The sequence below is a fragment of the Phyllobacterium chamaecytisi genome (assembly GCF_020164455.1).
Lineage (GTDB): Bacteria > Pseudomonadota > Alphaproteobacteria > Rhizobiales > Rhizobiaceae > Phyllobacterium > Phyllobacterium chamaecytisi.
Genome location: NZ_JAIQWW010000001.1, coordinates 421,355 through 441,204, shown reverse-complemented (window position 1 = coordinate 441,204; position 19,850 = coordinate 421,355). Strand labels below are relative to the sequence as shown.

At 56.8% G+C, this 19,850-nt stretch carries 23 protein-coding genes; 13 read left to right on the top strand and 10 right to left on the bottom strand.

Features of this window, described 5'->3' with window-relative positions; translation table 11 throughout:
* Positions 1 to 37: 37 nt before the first annotated feature.
* Entirely contained in the window at positions 38 to 880 is an 843-nt protein-coding gene (locus LB462_RS02120; RefSeq protein WP_224505736.1) for an EamA family transporter, read from the bottom strand.
* Between the two features lie 163 nt (positions 881 to 1,043).
* Here LB462_RS02120 and LB462_RS02115 point away from each other — a divergent pair, with 163 nt between their 5' ends.
* From LB462_RS02115 to LB462_RS02100, 4 genes are all read left to right on the top strand, one after another.
* The gene (locus tag LB462_RS02115) at positions 1,044 to 1,892 is read left to right on the top strand and encodes a 23S rRNA (adenine(2030)-N(6))-methyltransferase RlmJ (RefSeq protein WP_224505735.1); all 849 of its coding nucleotides are present in this window, start codon (positions 1,044 to 1,046) and stop codon (positions 1,890 to 1,892) included.
* A gap of 69 nt (positions 1,893 to 1,961) precedes the next feature.
* The gene (locus LB462_RS02110) at positions 1,962 to 2,408 is read left to right on the top strand and encodes a hypothetical protein (RefSeq protein WP_224505734.1); all 447 of its coding nucleotides are present in this window, start codon (positions 1,962 to 1,964) and stop codon (positions 2,406 to 2,408) included.
* Positions 2,409 to 2,420: 12 nt separating this feature from the next.
* Positions 2,421 to 3,161 (top strand): ribonuclease T2 family protein, encoded by a 741-nt coding sequence (locus tag LB462_RS02105; RefSeq protein WP_224505733.1) that lies wholly within the window; start codon positions 2,421 to 2,423, stop codon positions 3,159 to 3,161.
* Between the two features lie 82 nt (positions 3,162 to 3,243).
* On the top strand, positions 3,244 to 3,840 hold the full coding sequence (locus tag LB462_RS02100) for a glutathione S-transferase (RefSeq protein ID WP_224505732.1): 597 nt from the start codon (positions 3,244 to 3,246) through the stop codon (positions 3,838 to 3,840).
* Between the two features lie 55 nt (positions 3,841 to 3,895).
* Here LB462_RS02100 and LB462_RS02095 read toward each other — a convergent pair whose 3' ends face one another.
* Positions 3,896 to 4,540, bottom strand: coding sequence for an outer membrane protein (locus LB462_RS02095; RefSeq protein ID WP_112527919.1), 645 nt, complete (start codon positions 4,538 to 4,540; stop codon positions 3,896 to 3,898).
* A 503-nt stretch (positions 4,541 to 5,043) separates the two neighbouring features.
* Between LB462_RS02095 and LB462_RS02090 the strand changes: the two genes are divergently transcribed.
* From LB462_RS02090 to LB462_RS02065, 6 genes are all read left to right on the top strand, one after another.
* Positions 5,044 to 5,811 carry an SDR family oxidoreductase gene (locus LB462_RS02090; RefSeq protein ID WP_224505731.1) on the top strand — a complete coding sequence of 256 codons (768 nt, stop codon included), beginning with the start codon at positions 5,044 to 5,046 and terminating at the stop codon, positions 5,809 to 5,811.
* On the top strand, positions 5,808 to 7,907 hold the full coding sequence (gene uvrC / locus LB462_RS02085; protein WP_224505730.1) for an excinuclease ABC subunit UvrC: 2,100 nt from the start codon (positions 5,808 to 5,810) through the stop codon (positions 7,905 to 7,907). The genes LB462_RS02090 and uvrC overlap by 4 nt, the downstream gene beginning before the upstream one ends.
* Positions 7,908 to 8,016: 109 nt before the next feature.
* Positions 8,017 to 8,601 carry a CDP-diacylglycerol--glycerol-3-phosphate 3-phosphatidyltransferase gene (gene pgsA, locus LB462_RS02080; RefSeq protein WP_112527913.1) on the top strand — a complete coding sequence of 195 codons (585 nt, stop codon included), beginning with the start codon at positions 8,017 to 8,019 and terminating at the stop codon, positions 8,599 to 8,601.
* A gap of 3 nt (positions 8,602 to 8,604) precedes the next feature.
* Entirely contained in the window at positions 8,605 to 8,859 is a 255-nt protein-coding gene (gene moaD / locus LB462_RS02075; protein ID WP_112527909.1) for a molybdopterin converting factor subunit 1, read from the top strand.
* A 6-nt stretch (positions 8,860 to 8,865) separates the two neighbouring features.
* Positions 8,866 to 9,339 (top strand): molybdenum cofactor biosynthesis protein MoaE, encoded by a 474-nt coding sequence (locus LB462_RS02070; RefSeq protein ID WP_224505729.1) that lies wholly within the window; start codon positions 8,866 to 8,868, stop codon positions 9,337 to 9,339.
* The gene (locus tag LB462_RS02065; protein ID WP_224505728.1) at positions 9,336 to 9,773 is read left to right on the top strand and encodes an META domain-containing protein; all 438 of its coding nucleotides are present in this window, start codon (positions 9,336 to 9,338) and stop codon (positions 9,771 to 9,773) included. The genes LB462_RS02070 and LB462_RS02065 overlap by 4 nt, the downstream gene beginning before the upstream one ends.
* A 59-nt stretch (positions 9,774 to 9,832) precedes the next feature.
* On the opposite strand, the gene ndk is transcribed toward LB462_RS02065, so the two are convergent.
* The gene (gene ndk, locus LB462_RS02060; RefSeq protein ID WP_112527903.1) at positions 9,833 to 10,255 is read right to left on the bottom strand and encodes a nucleoside-diphosphate kinase; all 423 of its coding nucleotides are present in this window, start codon (positions 10,253 to 10,255) and stop codon (positions 9,833 to 9,835) included.
* Between the two features lie 98 nt (positions 10,256 to 10,353).
* The gene (locus LB462_RS02055; protein ID WP_224505727.1) at positions 10,354 to 11,046 is read right to left on the bottom strand and encodes a glutathione S-transferase family protein; all 693 of its coding nucleotides are present in this window, start codon (positions 11,044 to 11,046) and stop codon (positions 10,354 to 10,356) included.
* A gap of 66 nt (positions 11,047 to 11,112) precedes the next feature.
* Here LB462_RS02055 and LB462_RS02050 point away from each other — a divergent pair, with 66 nt between their 5' ends.
* Positions 11,113 to 11,625 (top strand): DinB family protein, encoded by a 513-nt coding sequence (locus LB462_RS02050; RefSeq protein ID WP_224505726.1) that lies wholly within the window; start codon positions 11,113 to 11,115, stop codon positions 11,623 to 11,625.
* A 91-nt stretch (positions 11,626 to 11,716) separates the two neighbouring features.
* Positions 11,717 to 13,618 carry an ABC-F family ATP-binding cassette domain-containing protein gene (locus LB462_RS02045; RefSeq protein WP_224505725.1) on the top strand — a complete coding sequence of 634 codons (1,902 nt, stop codon included), beginning with the start codon at positions 11,717 to 11,719 and terminating at the stop codon, positions 13,616 to 13,618.
* An 8-nt stretch (positions 13,619 to 13,626) separates the two neighbouring features.
* Here the strand turns inward: LB462_RS02045 and LB462_RS02040 are convergent, their stop codons facing one another.
* Together LB462_RS02040 and LB462_RS02035 are read right to left on the bottom strand one after the other, a co-directional pair.
* Positions 13,627 to 14,292, bottom strand: a complete 666-nt coding sequence (locus LB462_RS02040) for a GNAT family N-acetyltransferase (RefSeq protein WP_224505724.1) — start codon at positions 14,290 to 14,292, stop codon at positions 13,627 to 13,629.
* 7 nt (positions 14,293 to 14,299) lie between these two features.
* Entirely contained in the window at positions 14,300 to 15,736 is a 1,437-nt protein-coding gene (locus LB462_RS02035; protein WP_224505723.1) for an MFS transporter, read from the bottom strand.
* A 117-nt stretch (positions 15,737 to 15,853) separates the two neighbouring features.
* Between LB462_RS02035 and LB462_RS02030 the strand changes: the two genes are divergently transcribed.
* Positions 15,854 to 16,489, top strand: coding sequence for a helix-turn-helix transcriptional regulator (locus tag LB462_RS02030; RefSeq protein WP_224505722.1), 636 nt, complete (start codon positions 15,854 to 15,856; stop codon positions 16,487 to 16,489).
* Here the strand turns inward: LB462_RS02030 and LB462_RS02025 are convergent.
* The 4 genes from LB462_RS02025 to LB462_RS02010 are packed head-to-tail and all read right to left on the bottom strand — an operon-like array spanning position 16,468 to position 19,621.
* Positions 16,468 to 17,019 carry a GNAT family N-acetyltransferase gene (locus LB462_RS02025; RefSeq protein WP_224505721.1) on the bottom strand — a complete coding sequence of 184 codons (552 nt, stop codon included), beginning with the start codon at positions 17,017 to 17,019 and terminating at the stop codon, positions 16,468 to 16,470. The two genes, LB462_RS02030 and LB462_RS02025, sit on opposite strands and share 22 nt — an antisense overlap.
* Complete coding sequence (locus LB462_RS02020) at positions 17,016 to 17,612, bottom strand: hypothetical protein (protein ID WP_224505720.1); 597 nt, start codon at positions 17,610 to 17,612, stop codon at positions 17,016 to 17,018. Before LB462_RS02020 ends, LB462_RS02025 begins: the two co-directional genes overlap by 4 nt.
* Positions 17,613 to 17,619: 7 nt before the next feature.
* Complete coding sequence (locus LB462_RS02015; protein WP_224505719.1) at positions 17,620 to 18,069, bottom strand: DNA polymerase III subunit chi; 450 nt, start codon at positions 18,067 to 18,069, stop codon at positions 17,620 to 17,622.
* A 55-nt stretch (positions 18,070 to 18,124) separates the two neighbouring features.
* Positions 18,125 to 19,621 carry a leucyl aminopeptidase gene (locus tag LB462_RS02010; RefSeq protein WP_224505718.1) on the bottom strand — a complete coding sequence of 499 codons (1,497 nt, stop codon included), beginning with the start codon at positions 19,619 to 19,621 and terminating at the stop codon, positions 18,125 to 18,127.
* Positions 19,622 to 19,850: the final 229 nt, after the last annotated feature.

The following is a 19,850-nucleotide window of genomic DNA, read 5'->3' as shown; positions in this document are numbered from 1 at the left end:
GGCGCACATCCAATGTTTGCCAGTAGATTACAAAAATTTAAGCCAGACGCATGACGGCGGCACCCATTGCGATCAAAGCTACGGCGGCAAGGCGCTTCGGCCCGACGCTTTCCTTGAGGATGAACGCCGAAATAGCCACCGCAAACAGGATCGCTGTTTCCCGCAACGCAGCAACCGCGGCGACCGGCGCCATGGTCATGGCCCAAAGCGCAAGGCCGTAGGAGCCAAGCGTGCCTACGCCGCCGATCGTCGCGAGACGCGTTCGCTTGAGGAAATGCGGCCACAATTCACCCGGACGCATGACCGTCGTCCAGACGAACAGCGGCACTGCATTCAGGACAAACACCCACATCGTATAGGAAGCCGGAGCGCCCGAGTGACGAACTCCGACGCCGTCGATCAGCGTGTAGGACGCAATCACCACCGCGTTGATGAGCGCAAGGATCGTGGTGGCGCGATTTGAGCCGGCCCGCCGCCGCGATTCCAGCGCAAGCGCAAGGACGCCGCCGCAGATCAACGCGATTCCGGCCCACTTTTGCACGGAAAGCACTTCGCCGATCAGCGGACCGCTGGCGATGGCGACGATCAAGGGCGCCGTGCCGCGCATGATCGGATAAGCCTGGCTCATATCACCGCTGCGATACGCCGCCGCGACCAGCGCAAGATAGATGACCTGCGCGACACCGGAAGCAGCGAGGAAAGGCCAGCTTTCGCGTGCTGGTGGCGTCAAAAATGGCAGGCAGACTGCCGCTATGATGCCGGCAGAGGTGACGACAACAACAGTGTTCAGGAACTTGTTGCCCTCAGATTTGACAACGGCATTCCAGCTTGCATGCATGAGTGCTGCAAACAGCACGATGAGGACGACAGTTCCGGACATTATTGCTCACCCGCAGCACGCCAGCGATACGAGTGTGCCTGATGCGCTGTATGACAGATTTGTGTCGGATGGCAAATTCGATAAGCTGGAGTTCAACATCAAAGAAAATGATGAAGTACCAAGCCCGCTTGCGACCGGGCCCGCGTCATGAGAGAAGCCCAGCATGAACTACCGACACGCCTATCATGCCGGCAATTTCGCCGATGTGGTCAAACACATCATCCTGACGCGAATTGTGCTCTATCTCCAACGCAAGGAGCAAGCCTTTCGCGTTATCGATACCCATGCGGGCATAGGCCGGTACGATCTCAGCGGTGTCGAAGCCGGGAAGACCGGCGAGTGGCAGAACGGCGTCGGACGGCTGCTCGACGCCAAGATCGATGCCAAGGTTGCGGAACTGATCCAGCCCTATCTCGATATCGTACGCGCCGAAAATGCGGATGGAGAGATGCGGCACTATCCGGGATCGCCGCTGATCGTGCGGCATCTTTTGCGCCGGCAGGACCGGCTTTCCGCGCTGGAATTGCATCCGGAAGATGCAGAGCTGTTGGCCGAGATATTCGAGGGCGACATTCAGGTCCGTGTGACCAAGCTGGACGGCTGGCTGGCACTCGGCGCACACGTGCCCCCAAAGGAAAAACGCGGGCTTGTCCTGGTCGATCCGCCGTTCGAGGTGGCGGGTGAATTCGACCGTCTCGTCGATGGGCTGGTGCGGGCACACAAGCGCTTTTCCGGTGGAACCTTCGCTTTGTGGTATCCAATCAAGGACCGGCAGGAAGTCCGGCGGTTTGTAGCCGCGCTGCACGATACCGGCATCCCCAAGATATTGCGGACCGAACTCATGATTCGCTCAACCTCGCCGGAACCGCGGCTGGATGGCACCGGCATGATCATCATCAACCCGCCCTTTACGCTCGATGACGAACTGCGTATCGTACTGCCAGCGTTGTCGAAAATCCTCAGTGAAGAACAGAATGCAGGTTTCACGCTCGAATGGATACGCGGCGAGTAACTTGTCGCTTGACCGAAGGCAACGGCTGGTTGAGATTGCGACCAACGAGATTTCACGGAGAGTGATCCTATGACACGCGTATCATCGTTTCTTGCTGCAAGCTTCGCCGTTGGCGTCGCGCTGGCATCCGCTGCCGCTCCGGCGCGGGCCGCAGACTATGTGGAAAGCGGGCCCGGTTACGACGATACGTGCGGGCAGGCACGCGTCCTCAATCGCATCATCAACAGGTTTTCCTATCAGGTACGGCATGTACCAAATCTGCCTCAAGTGGGGATCCAGGATTTCACCGACGTGCGCTTGACTCACTTTGAGCCTAGCCGCGATCCGGAAATGGATGCCGTGGCACGCCATTACTGCCGCGCGACAGCACATCTCTCGGACGGTGGTCAACGTCCGGTTTGGTATCTGGTCGAGGAAGGCCAAGGTTTCGTCGGTATCGGCAATAACGTTGAATTCTGCGTCTCCGGATTTGATCGCTGGCACGTCTACAACGGCAATTGCCGCACCCTTTACTAATCAAGCCAAAGCATGCCGATCGGTAAGCTGGCTCGCTATGCGCTGTTTGCGGCTCTGATCGGCATTTCAATACTTTCCTATCTGCGCGAAGAGAATGCGCCGGTGAAGAACGTTCCTATCGCACCTTCTTCGGATACGCCGATAGAACGGCAAGCCGGGCAGCCCTCGTCACTGCCCTCCGGCACGGGCTTCGACTTCTATGTGCTCGCGCTTTCCTGGTCACCCAGCTATTGCGCGGCGGAAGGCCCGAACGCCAATCGGCAACAATGTTCGTCAGGGCGGCCTTACGGATTCGTCGTGCACGGGCTCTGGCCGCAATATGAACGGGGCTATCCGCAGGATTGCGATACGTCGCAGCCGCGCAACGTTCCCTACGCCCAAGCCAAACAATTGTCCGATATCATGCCATCGCCCGGCCTCGTTACCTATGAGTGGCGCAAACATGGCTCCTGCACTGGCTTGACCCAGCAGGACTATTTCTCCGTTATGCGCCAAGCGGTAAAGCGTGTTGCGATTCCAGCCCCTTACCGCCAACCTACATCGCGCGCGCCGATCAATCCGCAAGTTCTGGAGCAGGCCTTTGTTTCCGCTAATCCCGGACTTGCCAAAGACGGTGTCGCCGTTACCTGCGACAGCGACTATCTCCGGGAAGTGCGTGTTTGCCTGACCAAGGATCTGAACTTCCGCCCCTGCCCTGAAGTCGAACGTTCTTCTTGCCGGCGGCGCTCCGTGGATATGCCTGCTGCGCAGTAGTGAGGCGAAAATGCCGCTCTTTGCGAAAACCAATGGCAGGTTTACGGTTCCGGCACCGAATCGCGATCAATGGGAGTCCACAGTGCCGAAAATTCTTTATTCCCCCGCCTCACCCTACAGTACCAAGGTCCGCATGGCGGCGCTTTATGCGGGGGTTCCTGTCGAGAATGTGCTGGTGGACAGCAACGCGGAACCCGTGGAACTGGTCAGCGCCAATCCGCTCGGCAAGATTCCAACGCTTATTCTGGATGACGGCAAGGCAATCTTCGACAGCCGCGTCATCACGCAATATCTGAACCGCATGTCGGGGAACAAGATCTTCCCGCGCAATGCCGAAAAACGGCTTGAGGCCGAACAACTGGAATCGGTTGCAGACGGACTTTGCGATGTGCTGCTCGCGCACGTCTATGAGCGCCGCTTCCATCCGGAGGAGAAGATCCATCAGCCATGGCTCGACCGCCAATGGGGCAAGGCAGTCCGCGTGCTCGACCACCTCAACGCGGCACCGCCGCGCCTCGGCAAGAAAATTCATGGCGGACATATCGCCCTTGCGGCTGCCCTCGCCTATGCAAGCCTGCGTTTTGAAGGCAAATGGGAAAAAGGCCGCTCAAAGCTCAAGCGCTGGCAGAAGCGCTTCGAGGAATTGCATCCTGACTTGGCGGCCCTTCTGCCGAAATAAGAGCAAAAAAGAGCCGGGCAGTTTCCTGCCCGGCTCTTTTCAAATCAGTCGTGGTCTAGAACTTGTAACCAACACCGACACGAATCTCGTTCGTTGTCAGCTTGCTGGAAACGTCGTCAAGACCGCCGAGGTCGAAGTCTTTCTTGCCGTAATCGCTGTAGCGATATTCGACGCGGCCTACGATGTTCTGCGTGAACTTGGCTTCGGCACCGGCACCAACTGTCCAGCCGACGCGCGTGTTCGAGTCACTACCCGTATCCGAAGACAGTTTGCTGTTCGTCACGGCGAGACCGCCTGTGCCGTACAACAGAACCGGATCAAGTGCGATACCGGCGCGAGCACGAACCGAGCCTTCTACGCCCTGCTTCGCCTTGATGCCACCACGGGTCTCGTCGCCACCGGAGTAGCCGAGATCTGCTTCACCACCATAGACGAACTGGCCGTTCTGGAAGTTGTAACCACCGTAAGCGCCGCCCTGGAAGCCGTCGGCGTTGATGTTGCCAGAATCGTCGGTCTTGTGCTTGTTCCAGCCGTAACCGCCATAGGCGCCGAGGTAAGCGCCGGACCAATCAGCAGCAGCCGGTGCTTCGATAGGAGCCGGTGCAGGTGGCTGTTCCTGGATGGCGTCGGCGGCGAATACTGGAGCGGAGAGCGTGAACACAGCCGCGGTAGCGAGGATCGTTGTTTTAAGAGTGCGCATGGCAATCTCCTTTTTTAAACTCTTTTACACGGAGCGGGCACTGGTTGGGGGGAAGAACCAAGAATTGCATCCGCTTGACAGGGCAGACATTCGCTTTGCATTGTGGCGGCACTTGCGCCGCAGTGTGAAAAGAAACTGTCGATAAAATGGCGGAAATGCGATGTGTTTTTTATGCAACATCGCGAATTCTTCAATGATTTCAATAGCAAGTAAGTAAGCCGATAAAATAGACGCCAATCGATATTTGAGAGAAATTTGGTCGAAAGTCTCTCGATATTGCAGTGCAATATATTACGCTTAATGGATGCTTAAGTTTTGCATTCGACTTGGCTTGCAGGAGGATGTTGTGTTGCTATACGACCTGCACCCGCATTGGCGCAGATGAACTTCGACGATCGATTGCATCTGTTCACTACTGACACTGTTGCGGCCTTTCACTCTCGCGCTTTCATGCTGTGATCCCTATATTCGTGACTGAATCGCCGCATGAAGGAGTCCAGCACTTGAAGACTGACCAGCCCGTTGTTCTTGTAACCGGTGGCGCAAAGCGGATCGGCAAGGCAATTGTCAAGGATCTGGCTGCACATGGCTTTGCCGTGGCGATTCATTGCAATCATTCCCGCGACGAGGGCGAAGAGCTTTTGACGGATATTTATGCGGCGGGTGGCACGGCCTGCGTGGTGCAGGCCGATCTCTCCGACAGCAATGCAGTGCGCCGCCTTGTTCGCGACGCACAGGATCAACTCGGGCCTGTGCAACTGCTGGTCAACAATGCCTCGGTTTTTCAGGAAGACGGCATCGGTAATCTGGCGGATGACACAATCTGGGACCGGCATTTCGCCGTCCATGTCAAGGCACCCGTGCTGCTTGCGGATGCGATGGCAGCGGCGCTGCCAGCAGGCAAAGATGGTCTGGTGGTCAATATGATCGACCAGCGTGTCTGGAAGCTTACGCCGAAATTCATATCCTATACCTTGTCCAAATCGGCTTTGTGGACTGCCACGCAGACGCTTGCCCAGGCTCTCGCACCACGGATCCGCGTCAACGGGATCGCACCTGGGCCAACCATGCCGAGTGACAGGCAGAGCCAGGCCGACTTCGATCGGCAGGTGAGCACGCTCCTTTTGAAACATGGGCCCGATCTGTCAGAATTCGGCCGTACGATCCGCTATCTGTGGGAAACACCATCTATTACGGGGCAAATGATCGCTCTCGATGGCGGGCAGCATCTGGCATGGCAGACGCCGGATGTTTCAGGAATAGCAGAATGAACGACCCGGCAAATCAATCCAGCCCAAAACAGCTTCTTTCCGACGATGTGAAAGAAGACGATATCGATTTGCCTCTTGGTGAGGATCTGGACGAACCAATCGAGGAAAGCAACGGACCTGTCCGGGACGTAGCGGCTCTGATCAGTGCAATCGAATGGGATTCGACGATCGTCAGCGATGGAACCAGCGGCGCCGATGTGATCGCTGCGCTGGTCAAGCGCTTGCCAAACAAGCCGGGCGTCTATCGCATGTTCAACGAGGCTGGCGACGTGCTTTATGTGGGCAAAGCGCACAGCCTTAAGAAGCGTGTTTCCAATTATGCCCGCGGTCAGGGCCACAATAACCGCATCGCGCGGATGATCCGCGAAACCATGAAAATGGAGTTCGTTGTCACCCGCACAGAAACAGAAGCGCTGCTTCTGGAAGCCAATCTGATCAAACGTTTGCGGCCGCGGTTTAATGTGCTGATGCGGGACGACAAGTCGTTTCCGTATATCCTTCTCACGGCACCCAAGCAGACTGATCGGCGGCTCGCACCCGGAATTTTCAAGCATCGCGGCGCTCGCTCGAGCAAAGGCGATTATTTCGGACCCTTCGCATCGGCGGGGGCAGTCGGGCGCACGATCAATGCTCTGCAGCGTGCATTCCTTCTGCGTACCTGCACGGATTCGTTCTATGAAAACCGCACGCGCCCTTGCCTGCTCTACCAGATCAAGCGCTGTTCTGGTCCATGCACCGGAGAGATCAGCGAAGCGGACTACGACGAACTGGTCAGCGAAACCAAGGCGTTTCTCTCAGGAAAAAGCCAGGCAGTGAAAACGCATTTGTCGGATGCGATGCGCGAGGCTTCAGCAGATCTCGATTTCGAGCGGGCAGCCGTATATCGCGACCGCCTGTCGGCGTTGTCGCACGTGCAGGCACATTCGGGCATCAATCCGCAATCGGTGGAGGAAGCCGACGTTTTCGCCATCTATCAAAATGGCGGCGTGACCTGCATCCAGGTGTTTTTCTTCCGCACCGGCCAGAACTGGGGCAACCGCGCCTATTATCCCAAGGCGGATTCGTCGCTCTCGGGCGCCGAAGTTCTCGGCGCATTCCTGTCGCAGTTCTATGATGACAAGCCATGCCCGACGTTGATCATGCTTTCCGAAACGGTCGAAGATCAGGAATTGCTTGGCGTTGCCCTGACGGCGAAATCGGATCGCAAGGTCACAATCACAGTTCCGCAGCGCGGCGAGAAACGCGATCTGGTCGAGCATGCTCTCAGCAATGCGCGCGAAGCCCTTGGCCGCCAGTTGGCAGAGACGTCATCGCAATCGCGCTTGCTCAAGGGCGTGGCCGAGACCTTCGGGCTGGAGAAAACACCGCGCCGCATCGAGGTTTACGACAACTCTCACATCATGGGAACCAACGCCATCGGCGCGATGATCGTGGCCGGCCCGGAAGGTTTTGTCAAAAATCAGTATCGCAAGTTCAATATCCGCTCGACCGAGATCACGCCGGGCGACGACTTTGGCATGATGCGCGAAGTGATCGAGCGGCGTTTCAGCCGTCTGGTCAAAGAGCACGGTACACCGGAAACGAAGGATGCACCGGCGGAGGATGTGGAGATCGATGAATTCGACGATGATTCCGATGCTTTCCCGGCTTGGCCTGACATAATCCTCATCGATGGCGGTCAAGGTCAGATGAGCGCAGTGCGCGGTATCCTGCAGGAGATGGGCATTGCCGACAAGGTCACTGCCATCGGCGTCGCCAAAGGCGTCGATCGCGACGCAGGGCGCGAACGGTTTTTCATGGAGGGTAAGCCCTCCTTTACCCTTCCACCGCGTGATCCGGTGCTGTATTTCCTGCAGCGTCTGCGCGACGAGGCCCACCGCTTTGCTATCGGCACGCACCGGGCCAAACGCAAGAAAGAGATGGTAAAGAATCCGCTGGATGAAATCGCGGGAATCGGTCCTTCACGCAAGCGCGCTTTGTTGCATCAATTCGGTACGGCAAAGGCGGTTTCGCGGGCGGCTGTCGAAGATTTGATGAAGGTCGACGGTATATCTGAAGCCATGGCCATTACAATTCGCGATCATTTTCGTACATAGAACTCTAACTATTGTAATCGGGACATAAATGCGCCCGACTCCCCGCTGATGAGCTTGACGTTTGACGGTCGAACCCTTTTGATCGGCACTGATTTGATTGGTTGAAAATATGTCCAAAAACAACGCCTACTCTCTGCCGAATATTCTTACCTATGCCCGAATAATCGCCGTGCCTCTTGTAGTGGTGTGCTTCTTTCTGGAAGGACGCCTGCAATCCAGCGACGCCGCGCGCTGGGGCGCTCTGGCGATCTTCGCTATTGCGAGCATAACCGATTTCCTGGATGGCTATCTGGCGCGCATCTGGAAGCAGACCTCGACCATCGGTCGCATGCTCGATCCGATTGCCGACAAGCTGCTGGTTTCGGCCTGCCTGCTGCTGCTGGCAGCCGATGGAACGATCGCCGGTTGGTCACTCTGGGCTGCCATCATCATCCTTTGCCGCGAAATCCTGGTATCGGGCCTGCGCGAATATCTGGCGGAACTCAAGGTCAGTGTGCCGGTAAGCCAGCTTGCCAAGTGGAAGACCACTATTCAGATGGTTGCCATCGCATTTCTGCTGGCGGGACCTGCCGGCGACGAAATTGTGCCAGTGATCACCATATTGGGTATTATTCTATTGTGGATCGCCGCACTGATAACGCTGTACACTGGCTGGGATTATTTCCGGGCCGGGCTGAAACACGTGGTGGACTGACCAATGACCAAACTCGTCTATTTCGCATGGGTGCGTGAACGGATCGGCAAGGGCGAGGAATATCTCGACCTTGAACCCTCGATCGTCACGGTCAATGACTTGCTGACCCATCTGAAGTCCCGCGGCGAAGAATATGAATCGGCGCTTGAATACCAGGATGTGATCCGCGTCGCGATCAATCAGGAACATGTCGAACACGATGCGCCGATCAAGGGTGCACACGAGATTGCGCTTTTCCCGCCGATGACCGGGGGATGATGCAGTATGAGCACGGTCGAACCGCTCATCCGCATCCAGGCTGAGGATTTCGATACAGCCGCCGAAATTGACCGGATGACCAAGGACCGGCGCGGCATCGGCGCTGTGGTGACATTCAGCGGCCTTTGCCGAGATGAGGCCGGGACGCTGGCAGCGCTTGAAATCGAACACTATCCGGGCATGGCGGAGGTCGAAATTGGCCGTATCGCCGAAAAAACCCTGGACCGCTGGAGTTTGACGGGCCTGACGGTTGTCCATCGCTACGGTTTTATCAAACCTGGCGAGAATATCGTCCTTGTCGTCGCTGCCTCCGCTCACCGGCAAGCGGCTTTCGAGGCCGCATCGTTCCTGATGGACTATCTGAAAAATGCTGCCCCTTTCTGGAAAAAGCAGCACCTCGTCAGTGGTGAAGTCAGCGACTGGGTCGAGGCGAAGGCAACCGACGAGGAAGCACTCAAGCGCTGGGAAAAAACCAAATGAACCGTGTCGCAGTTGGTTCACTCATCATCGGGTTTCTGGCCGTCCTGGTACTGCTGGTTTTGTCATTGTCCGCTCGCAGTGACGAACCGGGAGGCGAAATCAGGAATGTGACCTGGCTCGCCGAAGACATCGACGGGCGCGGTGTCATCGATAATGCGCAAACGACACTGATGATCAATGCCGACGGTTCTGCGAACGGATCGGGCGGTTGCAATCGCTTCATGACCAGCGCCACGATCGATGGATCCAGTCTCTCTTTCAAACCAGCGGCTGCAACGCGCATGATGTGTCCGCCTGCCCTGATGGATCAGGAACAAAAATTCTTTTCCGCGCTTGAACGGACGCGGTCCTACGCGATCGATGCCGACACCGGCAAACTGCTGCTGCACGACGACGCCGGAAAAACCATCGCCCAGCTGGCGAAGAAAAATTGATTGATTCAAAATAAAAAGCCGGGCATTTCGCCCGGCTCTTTTATTCGCGTAGCAGAGCATCAGCCGACGATTTCAGTACCGGAAAACCAGTAGGCGATTTCTTCTGCGGCAGTCTCGGGGGCATCGGAACCATGAACCGAGTTCTCGCCGATGGAGAGCGCAAAAATCTTGCGTATCGTGCCTTCGTCAGCATTGGCCGGGTTGGTCGCGCCCATGATTTCACGGTTGCGGGCAATGGCATTCTCGCCTTCGAGAACCTGAACGATAGTCGGGCCCGAGGACATGGACTCAACCAGCTCGCCGAAGAATGGACGCTCCTTGTGCACAGCGTAGAAGCCTTCGGCTTCACGGCGGCTCATCCAGACGCGCTTGGAAGCGACGACGCGAAGGCCAGCCTCTTCAAACTTCTGGGTGATGGCACCGGTCAGATTGCGGCGGGTCGCGTCGGGCTTGATCATCGAAAAAGTGCGTTCAATTGCCATGGAATGAAACCTTGTCATTTGGGGGAATGGTGGCGGCTCTATAGCGGGAGCAGGCCCATTTGCCAATAGACCATTTGCCAATCCTCCCTTATGGCAGCTTACGCCGCAGCCTTGATTTCGCGTGCAACACCGCCATGCAGATCGAGACAACGCTCGAACCAGTCCTGCACGGGATCGCCTGCATCGAACAGTTTGTAGGATGTCAAAACGCGAACCCATTGAAAGGCACCGAAGACAATGTAGTCGGCAAACAAGGGGCTTTCACCACCAATGAACGGCTGGGATAGCAGCGTCTTGCGGATGGGCTCAAGGCTTGCAGTAAACGCTTCGCGCTTCGCATCGCGCGTCGCTGCCACGGCCTCGAGCGTCCGGCCGAACACCTTTTCGCGGCTTTCGCGGAAATAGGCTTGGTTAGGGGTGTCAAGCAGATCGTGCACCGGCATCAGGATCACTACGTTGATGAAAGGGTGGATGATCATCTGCGACCAGCCTTCGACAAAGCGGGCCATAGCGCGGCCCCCCTCGCCCTTGAACAGCGAAGGACGGTCCGGATATCTATCTTCCAGATAGAGGGCGATCGCAAAGGAATCTGCTACGAGCTTGTCTTCATCGCGGATAATCGGCACTTTGGCGGAATAGCCGTTCTCAAGTTTCGGTATCTCTTTAAAGGAAACGCGATTGCGATTAAATGGCAGACCTTTGTGCGCCAATGACATCACTGTTTTCCAGCAGTGTGGACTGAAAGGACGGCCTTGGTCAGTGCCGACAAGCTCGTGCAAAATGATTGCCATCGCAACTGCTCCTTCTTCGGTTATTATGTCAATAATACTGACCTTTATTTACAGGAAGTCAACGTGATGGAACAGCATTTCAGGATGCTTGCCGCATATAATCGCTGGGTAAACCAACGGCTCTATGCCGCGGCAGCCGAGCTCGACGATGAGGAATACCGGCGCGACGTGCGGGTATTCTTCACTTCGCTGCACGGCACCCTGAACCATCTGCTGGTGACCGATCGTATCTGGCTCTACCGCTTTACCGGCGAAGGCGATGCACCAAAGGCGCTCGATGCGACCCTTTTTGAAAAACTCGACGCGTTGAAGGCGGCACGAGAAAAAGAGGACGCCCGCATTATCGACTGGGTTAACAGCCTGGACAGCTCGGATATCGCCGGACGCTTCACCTATACAACGGTCAGCGACATGCGGACGATCAGTCAGCGTCTCGCGCCGGCGCTCTCACATCTCTTCAACCACCAGACGCACCATCGTGGTCAGGCGCACGCCATTCTGACGGCGCTCGGCAAAGCAGCGCCATCCTTTGATCTCATCCAGTTCCAGCGAACGGAAGAAGGCAGGCCCTACTCCTAATGCATTGTGACGTCTCTTTACCTCAAGCGCACGGCAGATATGCAACAGTACAGTCTTGCGGAAAAGCCATTTCCCGTGCAAAAGCGCGGCCATGCTTATTCTCGACGATATATCCGTGCGTATGGCCGGCCGCCTGCTCATCGACCACGCCAGCCTGAACCTGCCATCCGGCACGAAAGCCGGCCTGGTCGGGCGTAACGGTGCGGGCAAATCAACGCTGTTCAAAGTCATCACCGGTGAGCTTCACGCGGAAACCGGCGATTTCTTCCTGCCGAAGAACATCAAGATCGGCCAGGTGGCGCAGGAAGCACCGGGCACCGAGGATTCCCTGATCGAGATCGTGCTTGCCGCCGATACCGAGCGCACTGACTTGCTTGCCGAGGCTGAGACAGCCACCGACCCGCACCGTATCGCCGATATCCATATTCGGCTTGCGGATATCGATGCGCATTCGGCCGAAGCGCGCGCCGGCGCGATCCTCTCAGGTCTTGGCTTCGACGCGGAAGCGCAGAAGCGTCCGGCTTCATCATTCTCGGGCGGCTGGAGGATGCGCGTAGCTCTCGCAGCGGTCCTTTTCGCTGAGCCAGATTTGCTGCTCCTCGACGAGCCGACCAACTATCTCGATCTCGAAGGCACGCTGTGGCTCGAGGATTATGTGCGCCGTTATCCGCACACAGTGATCCTGATCAGCCATGACCGCGATCTTCTCAACTCCGCGGTGAACTCGATCATCCATCTTGACCAGACCAAACTGACGCTTTGGCAGGGCAATTACGATCAATTCGAGAAGCTTCGCAGCGAAGCGCTCGAATTGCAGCAGAAGCAGCGCGTGAAGCAGGAAGCACAACGGAGCCACATGGAGGCTTTCGTCGAGCGTTTCCGTGCCAAGGCATCCAAGGCCAAGCAGGCGCAGTCCCGCCTGAAGGCACTGCAGAAGCTGAAGCCGATTTCGGCCCATATCGAAGACCACGTGATGCCGTTTCATTTTCCGGAGCCGGAAAAAGTGGTTGCCTCGCCGATTATCGCGATTGAGAGCGGCGAAGTCGGCTACACGCCTGGCAAACCCATTCTCAAGCATCTCAATTTGCGTATCGATGCGGATGACCGAATTGCCCTGCTCGGCTCGAACGGCAATGGTAAATCGACGCTGGCCAAGCTGATCGGCGGTCGCCTGCCCTTGCAGAAAGGCAAGATCACCGTTGCGCCAAACCTGAAAATCTCGTTCTTTGCCCAGCATCAGCTCGATGATCTGATCCCCGAGGACAACGCGATCGAGCATGTGCGCAAATTGATGCCTGACGCGCCCGAATCCAAGGTGCGCGCCCGCGTTTCGCGCATGGGCCTGGCCACGGTGAAGATGAACACGGCGGCAAAAGACCTTTCCGGCGGTGAAAAAGCTCGGCTTTTGATGGGTCTTGCCACCTTCCAGGGTCCGAACCTGCTCATCCTCGACGAGCCGACGAACCATCTAGACATCGACAGCCGTGAAGCACTGATGCACGCGCTGAACGATTTCGACGGCGCCGTCATCCTGATCGCCCATGACAGACATTTGATCGAAGCGACTATGGACCGGCTTTGGCTGGTGCGCGATGGCGGCGTTGCGCCATATGATGGCGATCTCGATGCCTATCGCTCGCTGGTTTTGGCCGATGCGAAAGCCGAGCGGTCAGGCAACAAGATCGTGGTGGAAGAAGGCCAGAAACTGAGCAAGGCCGAGCAACGCAAGCTTGCCGCGCAGAAGCGTGAAGCTTTGAAGCCTTTGCAAAAGAAAATCCAGGAAGCGGAGGCACAGGTGCACCGCTTCCAGAAGAAGATCGACTCGCTGCAGATACAACTCGCCGACCCGGTCATCTATACGCGCGAACCGGCCAAGGCGACGCAGATCGGCAAGGAAATCGGCTATGCCAAATCTTCGCTCGCCCGCGCGGAAGAAGAGTGGCTGACACTTTCCGGCGAATATGAAGAGGCGATGACCGAGCTGGCGCAGTAGCGCCAGTTTCAAGCACCGGGCTTTGGAATAACAGCGGTTGTGTAGAGGCAATGTAACTGCCAGCCGAGCGGTTCATAGAGTGCACGGCCATCGGGCGTTGCCACGAGTGCCGCGCGTTGTATGCCTTTTTCTCGGGAAAGCATTTCCAGCCGCTTCATAACAGACCGGCCGAGCCCCTTGCGGCGATGGTTCTCATGGGTACTTATCCGGTCATAGACAGCCAATTCCCCGGGAAATGCGATCCTTCCCGTAGCTGCGACCTCCCCGCCCCTATCAAGGATATTCACGATGGTTACGCCATCATACACCTGATGGTCATATACATAGCCACCCGGCAACGAGGTGGTCTCCCCCGGCATGGCGCCGGACAGCAACATCATGAATGCGGGAGACTGGATATACCAACGGGCCGGCAGATTCGGCTGGACAAACTCCGGCGGCGCACAGACCTTCAGAAAGATCGCCGGCTCGGAAATGGCCTCAGCATGCTGACGGACCCAATCGGAATATTCTGAGAAAACATGGCGCCTCAACTGATCCGGAAGACCAACTTCGACACGATAGCCCCCGTTTTCGAAAACGGGCGCCGCTACCTGACGGGTTAGCGCCCATCCCTCGACCCACGTCCTGACGATTGCAGGATCGGCCTTCAAATCTCGCTCATCAATTGCCATCCGCGATCTATAGCCGTTTTTGCATTTCGATCGCCAGTAGAGTTTTCTTGCGCGTTGGCAAGGCGAACCCGGCCACGAACGCACCAACGCCGATGACGGTCGAAACGGCAAAGACAATTATCGTGGCGTCGCGCAGGGCCGCCGGTGTCGTGGCTTCAGGATAGCCGACAGCGTTGGCAACGAGACCAGCGAGAGCGGCGCCGATCGCATAACCAACGGACTGCAGCGTCGGCAACAGGGCCGAGGCGCGGTCACGTTCGCCGCTTCGCGCTGATTCCATGACCGACTGGCTGAGAAACCCCCAGCTGGCGCCGAAGCCAGTGCCAATGGAGATCTGACCAAGCATGACGACCAGCGGCATATCGACGAAGAAGCCGAAGACAATGGTGGCGAGGCCGGCAACGAGAAGAGTTGGTCCAAGCCGGATCAACCATGCACGGCGGCGCTGGTCCTGTATGTTGGCAACGAGGATGGCAACGGTACTCCATGCAATGGCGAACGTGGCATTGAAGGCACCTGCCTTTGTCGGGCCGTAACCCCAGAGGTTCTGCAGGGTCATCACCAGGTAAACGGACGTGGAGGCTTGTGCAACCGGCATGAGCAGGACAATCCATAGGCCAATGCCGACAGTGGAATTCAGAGCGAAGGCATCGGAGGGAAAGAGGGGCGTGCGGCTGCGCCGGTCGACGACGACTACCGAGGCGAGGACCACTGCGGCACCCAGAACAAACAGCACTTCCGTCGCAACCGTCCGCATGATGCTGGCAAAGGCGACCAGCATGATGCCGAAACCGATGGCCGAAAGCCGCAGGAACGGTACGCACAGGCGTGCGATCTCGCCGGAAAACCTGGGCACGATATAGAAGACGAGTGCGATGAATATCAGGGCCAAAGGCACATTGACGAGGAACGCGGCACGCCATGACAGATGTTCAGTAAGCAGACCCGAGACCAACGGGCCACCAAAGGCAGCAACCGCCCAAACGACGGCCTCAGCGCCGAAAACTTTGGAAACAAGCCTTGACGGGAAAAGTTCGGGAATGAGTGCGTAGCAAATCGCGGCGATGATCCCCTCGCCCAGTCCTTGAAACGCACGCCCGATCAGTACCTCGGTCATCGACGAAGCGAACGCTGCGATGAGCGTGCCCGCGAGAAACACCAGCGCGGCCCCCACCAGCGCCATCCTCGCACCCACTCGGGCCTTCAGCAATGCGCCACTGGCACCGCCGACAATGGAGAGGACGAGATAGAGGGTGAAAGCCCAGGAAATCAGCTCGAGTCCGCCAATTTCGCGCACTGCCGTCGGAAGTGAAGTGGACACCAGGAAACCATTGAAGGCGAACAGCGCTACACCAAGGCATAGCGTCAGGGTCGCCGCCGAATATGCAGGGCTCAGGAGTTCCGACCAGCTGGTACTGCCGGTTTCTTCTGTCGTCTCGTGCATGGCATTTCCTCAATTTAACAAGTTTTATATTTTTATATTCCTCCAAATAAAACAAGCAATAGCTTTTTAAATTTTTCTTGCTATCGTATGTCCATGCAGGATCGCACGACAAATCGCATGCTTTATTCGCTGAAAGTGGCTGGGGCGCAGACCGCCACCGTACTGGCCGACCGGCTTGGCGTTACTCCCGTGGCGGTGCGGCAGATGCTTGCACGTCTCCACGAGGACGGTCTCGTTGGTTTCGAGGACAGCCGGGAGAGCGTCGGCAGGCCCAAACGCTTCTGGCATCTGACCGACGCCGGAAACGCCCAGTTTCCCGATAATCATGCCGGATTGACAGCGGACCTTCTGGCGTCGGTGTCAGCGGTTTTTGGTGATGCCGGGCTCGACCAATTGATTTCCCATCGTGAGAAAACGACACTGAATCAGTACCGCACGGCGCTGGAACCGATTACTTCGCTAGAAGAGAAAGTCCAACACCTCGCAGAAATTCGTTCGGCAGAGGGCTATATGGCCGAAGTCAGCCGGGACACGGGCGGCGAACTTATACTGATCGAGAATCACTGCCCTATCTGCGTTGCGGCCAAAGCCTGCCAGAAACTATGCCGGTCAGAGCTCGAGGTGTTTCAGGCGGCGCTTGGGCCGAATGTCGAGGTCAAACGCTTCGAACATATATTGAAAGGTGCCCGGCGCTGCGCCTACCGCATTGTCGAAAAGCGCAATGAGGACCGTCAATTGGCGATGAAGCTGTAAAGCATGGGGCTCATATAGTTGTTGCCCACACGCCAGTAATCACGCAATGGCCCGCCCTCGAAGCGAAAACCAAGTCGTGTCACCAGCCTGATGGACGGCGCATTATCCGGATGGATCACTGCTGCGATGCGGTGGGTGTTCAGCTTCACGAGGCAATGGGACATCACCGCTTGGACCGCTTCGCTCATAAGACCCCTGCCGTGCCATTCCGATCGAAGAATGTAGCCGATCTCCAAGCGGCGATTGAGCGGCTCACGATGATGATAGTTGACCATGCCGATGCAATTATCGCTGTCCCTTTCGGCAACCGCCCAAGCGATGGATTCATCGGGTGACATGGTCTTGGCGAGCACCCGTACCCACCTCCGCGTTTCCTGAATATTCTTGCAGGCAGAAAAATCCCAATAGCGCACGAGATTTGCATCTCCAATACAGGCGTGGAGCCCGACATCATCCTTTGGCTCAAACCGGCGTAACCGAAGTCTTTCGGTAAGGATCTTTGGAAAGGTCCCCGCCTGATCCACCATCATCTGCCCCACTTGGGCGGAGGTGGTACATTGTTTGCTGCTGCCTTGCGACTGCGTCTCAGGCGAACGAGCCCAAAAAGACTGATCACAATCAGCGCAATGCCGGCTGGCATGGCTCGCCAGTCGACGGCCGTCGCGCCCTTGCGCAAGACAAGATCAACCTCCGCCACCTCCAGGCCGTCGAAATCGCCAGGTCCGATGGTGAAGACATAATCGCCATCTTCCACCGGATCGATGTCTCCGATGCTGTCGCGGTAGACCTGCGGGCCCTGTGGTGAGCCCTTGTTGGCCGCTTTGCTGTTCTCGTAGTTCAAGGTCCTGACAAGGACGTCCCTGCCTTGCCGCGTGACGACGGCTGTCAGCGCCGAGCGCCCGACGGAAGGGACGAAATTCCGCAAAGGCTGCATATCGACGAAGGCGCGCACCGGAGCGTCGCCCGCGGTCAAAGTGACGGTGACAGGTTTGTAGGGACCGGGGCGATCATAGACGCGCCATGAGCCGATTTCTTCTCCCGAGAAATTGCCGACCACCCAAGGATATCCGATCCCGAGCACAATTCCGGCGATCAAGAGGAGTAGCAAAAGCGGACGCATCAACAGTTTCTCAAGCTTTCTTTTCCCAACGCCCTTCGGCGTTCTGCTGCCAGTAGGTCAATTTGTGACCCTGTTCTTTCAACAGTTTCCATTGTGCCCTCGCCTGCTCAAGCTGTTGCTGGTCGTGGCCATCAAACATGAGAACGAGCCGCTCATAGACTTTGACATTCTGCGGCTCGGCCCCATCGACAAGAAAGCGCACAGTCGCGCTGTTGGGGTTGCCGTGGCCCGTCATCAGAATGATGGGCTGCTCTTCCGGATGAGGCTCCTGGTCAGTCGCATGCGCAAGAAAAGACGCATCGGACCAGGTCCAAAGATGATTGTCGAGACTGTCGCGCCGCTCCTCGGAACCAGTCTGGATGACGACTCTCCATTTGCGGTCGAGCGAACGCTCGACGAGACCCGGCAATGCGTTCTCCAGTGTCGATTCAGTCAGATGGTAGAAGAGGATTTCGGTCATGAGTGCAGTCTTGTGTGAAAGGACTGGCTCACGTCAAGCCAGTCCCTTTTAACTTCTACCCTTCGAAATTGTCGCGAACCAGCCTGTCGAGAAGGCGAACGCCGTAGCCCGAAGCCCAGGACTGGCTATACTCATTGGTCGGCGCACCTATCGCGGTGCCGGCAATGTCGAGATGGGCCCAAGGCGTATCACCCACAAAGCGCTTCAGGAACTGTGCGGCAATGATTGCGCCACCGTGACGTCCGCCAATGTTCTTCATGTCAGCATTCTTCGTGTCGATGAGTTTGTCGTATTCGGCGCCGAGTGGCATGCGCCACAGCCTTTCACCGGTTGCCTGGCCGGCATCGAAGAGCTGCGCGGCAAGTGCATCGTCATTGGAAAACAGCCCCGCCTGATAAACGCCGAGAGCCACCATGATGGCGCCTGTCAGGGTAGCGAGATTGACCATGAACTTGGGTTGGAAGCGATCATTGCAATAGTAAAGCGCATCGGCGAGGACGAGTCGCCCTTCCGCATCGGTGTTGAGCACTTCGATCGTCTGGCCCGACATGGACGTGACGATATCGCCAGGGCGCTGCGCATCACCATTGATCATGTTTTCAACAATCCCGATGACACCGACGACATTGACCTTGGCCTTGCGTGAAGCAAGTGCATGCATAAGGCCGGTGACTGCGGCCGCACCGCCCATATCACCCTTCATTTCCTCCATACCGCCAGCAGGCTTAATGGAAAGGCCGCCAGAGTCAAAGGTCACGCCCTTGCCGACAAAGGCGATCGGCTTGTCTTTGCTTTTGCCGCCGTGCCATTCCATGATCGCGATGCGCGCTGGGCGTGTGGACCCTTGTGCGACACCGAGCAGCGAGCCCATGCCGAGCTTCTTCATGTCCTTTTCCGTCAAAATCTCGACCTTGACGTCGAGCTTTTTCAACTCTTCGACACGTTCGGCAAATTCGACTGGACCGAGAACATTGGCAGGTTCGTTGACCAGATTGCGTGCAAGAATAACGCCATCCGCCACCGCTTCGGCACTAGCAAATGCCTTTTTCGCGGCGTGAGGATCCGCTACCTGGATAGTGATACTAGCGACGAATTTATCTTCCTTCTCGCTCTCGTCTTTGCCTTTTTTTGTCTTGTACTTGTCGAATGTGTAGGAGCGCAGAAGCATACCCAGGGCGAAATCGGCAGCGTTTTCGGCTGAGATATCTGTGCCGGGTAGCGCGAGGATCACCGAGACATTTTTGGATTTTCCGATTTTTGAAAATGCCGCGCCACCGATTTTCAGCCAATCGTCGCCCTTGAGCTTGGCCGGATCGCCGCTACCGACAAGCACCAACCGTTCCAGTTCTGTGCCATTTGGAGCGAGGGTAGATAGGCTCGTTGCAAGTTTTCCCTTGAAATCCGAGACGCTGATGATACGCGACAGCAATGCCTGTCCGACAACAGATTCGGCTTCTGCAGCTGCTTTGCCTTCAGCGGGAACAAGCAAGATTGCGGTGCCGCTTTCGACGGCTGCATATTTTGCGAAACTGATGGATGGGCGTTTGGACATGATATCTCCGGTTTGAACAAAAATGTGACTTTCATGATCATCGATCTTGATGAATGAAGGGGGGATCATGAAGGGATTGACTAAGACCTTGTTAACTAGCTTTCTTCGCCTATTTTTAGCCAAGCCTGACTAGATTGAACATATGTCGGGTTTATTGAACATGTAACGGGTTCGTCCCATAAAGCTCAAAATAATGCCTTGGCTCCCATGGCATGGATTGGACAGTCGG

Coding starts and splice junctions, on each gene's coding strand:
- LB462_RS02120 (WP_224505736.1), bottom strand. CDS start 880: ATGTCCGGAACTGTCGTCCTCATCGTGCTGTTTGCAGCACTCATGCAT.
- LB462_RS02115 (WP_224505735.1), top strand. CDS start 1,044: ATGAACTACCGACACGCCTATCATGCCGGCAATTTCGCCGATGTGGTC.
- LB462_RS02110 (WP_224505734.1), top strand. CDS start 1,962: ATGACACGCGTATCATCGTTTCTTGCTGCAAGCTTCGCCGTTGGCGTC.
- LB462_RS02105 (WP_224505733.1), top strand. CDS start 2,421: ATGCCGATCGGTAAGCTGGCTCGCTATGCGCTGTTTGCGGCTCTGATC.
- LB462_RS02095 (WP_112527919.1), bottom strand. CDS start 4,540: ATGCGCACTCTTAAAACAACGATCCTCGCTACCGCGGCTGTGTTCACG.
- uvrC (WP_224505730.1), top strand. CDS start 5,808: ATGAACGACCCGGCAAATCAATCCAGCCCAAAACAGCTTCTTTCCGAC.
- pgsA (WP_112527913.1), top strand. CDS start 8,017: ATGTCCAAAAACAACGCCTACTCTCTGCCGAATATTCTTACCTATGCC.
- moaD (WP_112527909.1), top strand. CDS start 8,605: ATGACCAAACTCGTCTATTTCGCATGGGTGCGTGAACGGATCGGCAAG.
- LB462_RS02070 (WP_224505729.1), top strand. CDS start 8,866: ATGAGCACGGTCGAACCGCTCATCCGCATCCAGGCTGAGGATTTCGAT.
- LB462_RS02065 (WP_224505728.1), top strand. CDS start 9,336: ATGAACCGTGTCGCAGTTGGTTCACTCATCATCGGGTTTCTGGCCGTC.
- ndk (WP_112527903.1), bottom strand. CDS start 10,255: ATGGCAATTGAACGCACTTTTTCGATGATCAAGCCCGACGCGACCCGC.
- LB462_RS02055 (WP_224505727.1), bottom strand. CDS start 11,046: ATGGCAATCATTTTGCACGAGCTTGTCGGCACTGACCAAGGCCGTCCT.
- LB462_RS02050 (WP_224505726.1), top strand. CDS start 11,113: ATGGAACAGCATTTCAGGATGCTTGCCGCATATAATCGCTGGGTAAAC.
- LB462_RS02045 (WP_224505725.1), top strand. CDS start 11,717: ATGCTTATTCTCGACGATATATCCGTGCGTATGGCCGGCCGCCTGCTC.
- LB462_RS02040 (WP_224505724.1), bottom strand. CDS start 14,292: ATGGCAATTGATGAGCGAGATTTGAAGGCCGATCCTGCAATCGTCAGG.
- LB462_RS02035 (WP_224505723.1), bottom strand. CDS start 15,736: ATGCACGAGACGACAGAAGAAACCGGCAGTACCAGCTGGTCGGAACTC.
- LB462_RS02030 (WP_224505722.1), top strand. CDS start 15,854: ATGCTTTATTCGCTGAAAGTGGCTGGGGCGCAGACCGCCACCGTACTG.
- LB462_RS02025 (WP_224505721.1), bottom strand. CDS start 17,019: ATGATGGTGGATCAGGCGGGGACCTTTCCAAAGATCCTTACCGAAAGA.
- LB462_RS02015 (WP_224505719.1), bottom strand. CDS start 18,069: ATGACCGAAATCCTCTTCTACCATCTGACTGAATCGACACTGGAGAAC.
- LB462_RS02010 (WP_224505718.1), bottom strand. CDS start 19,621: ATGTCCAAACGCCCATCCATCAGTTTCGCAAAATATGCAGCCGTCGAA.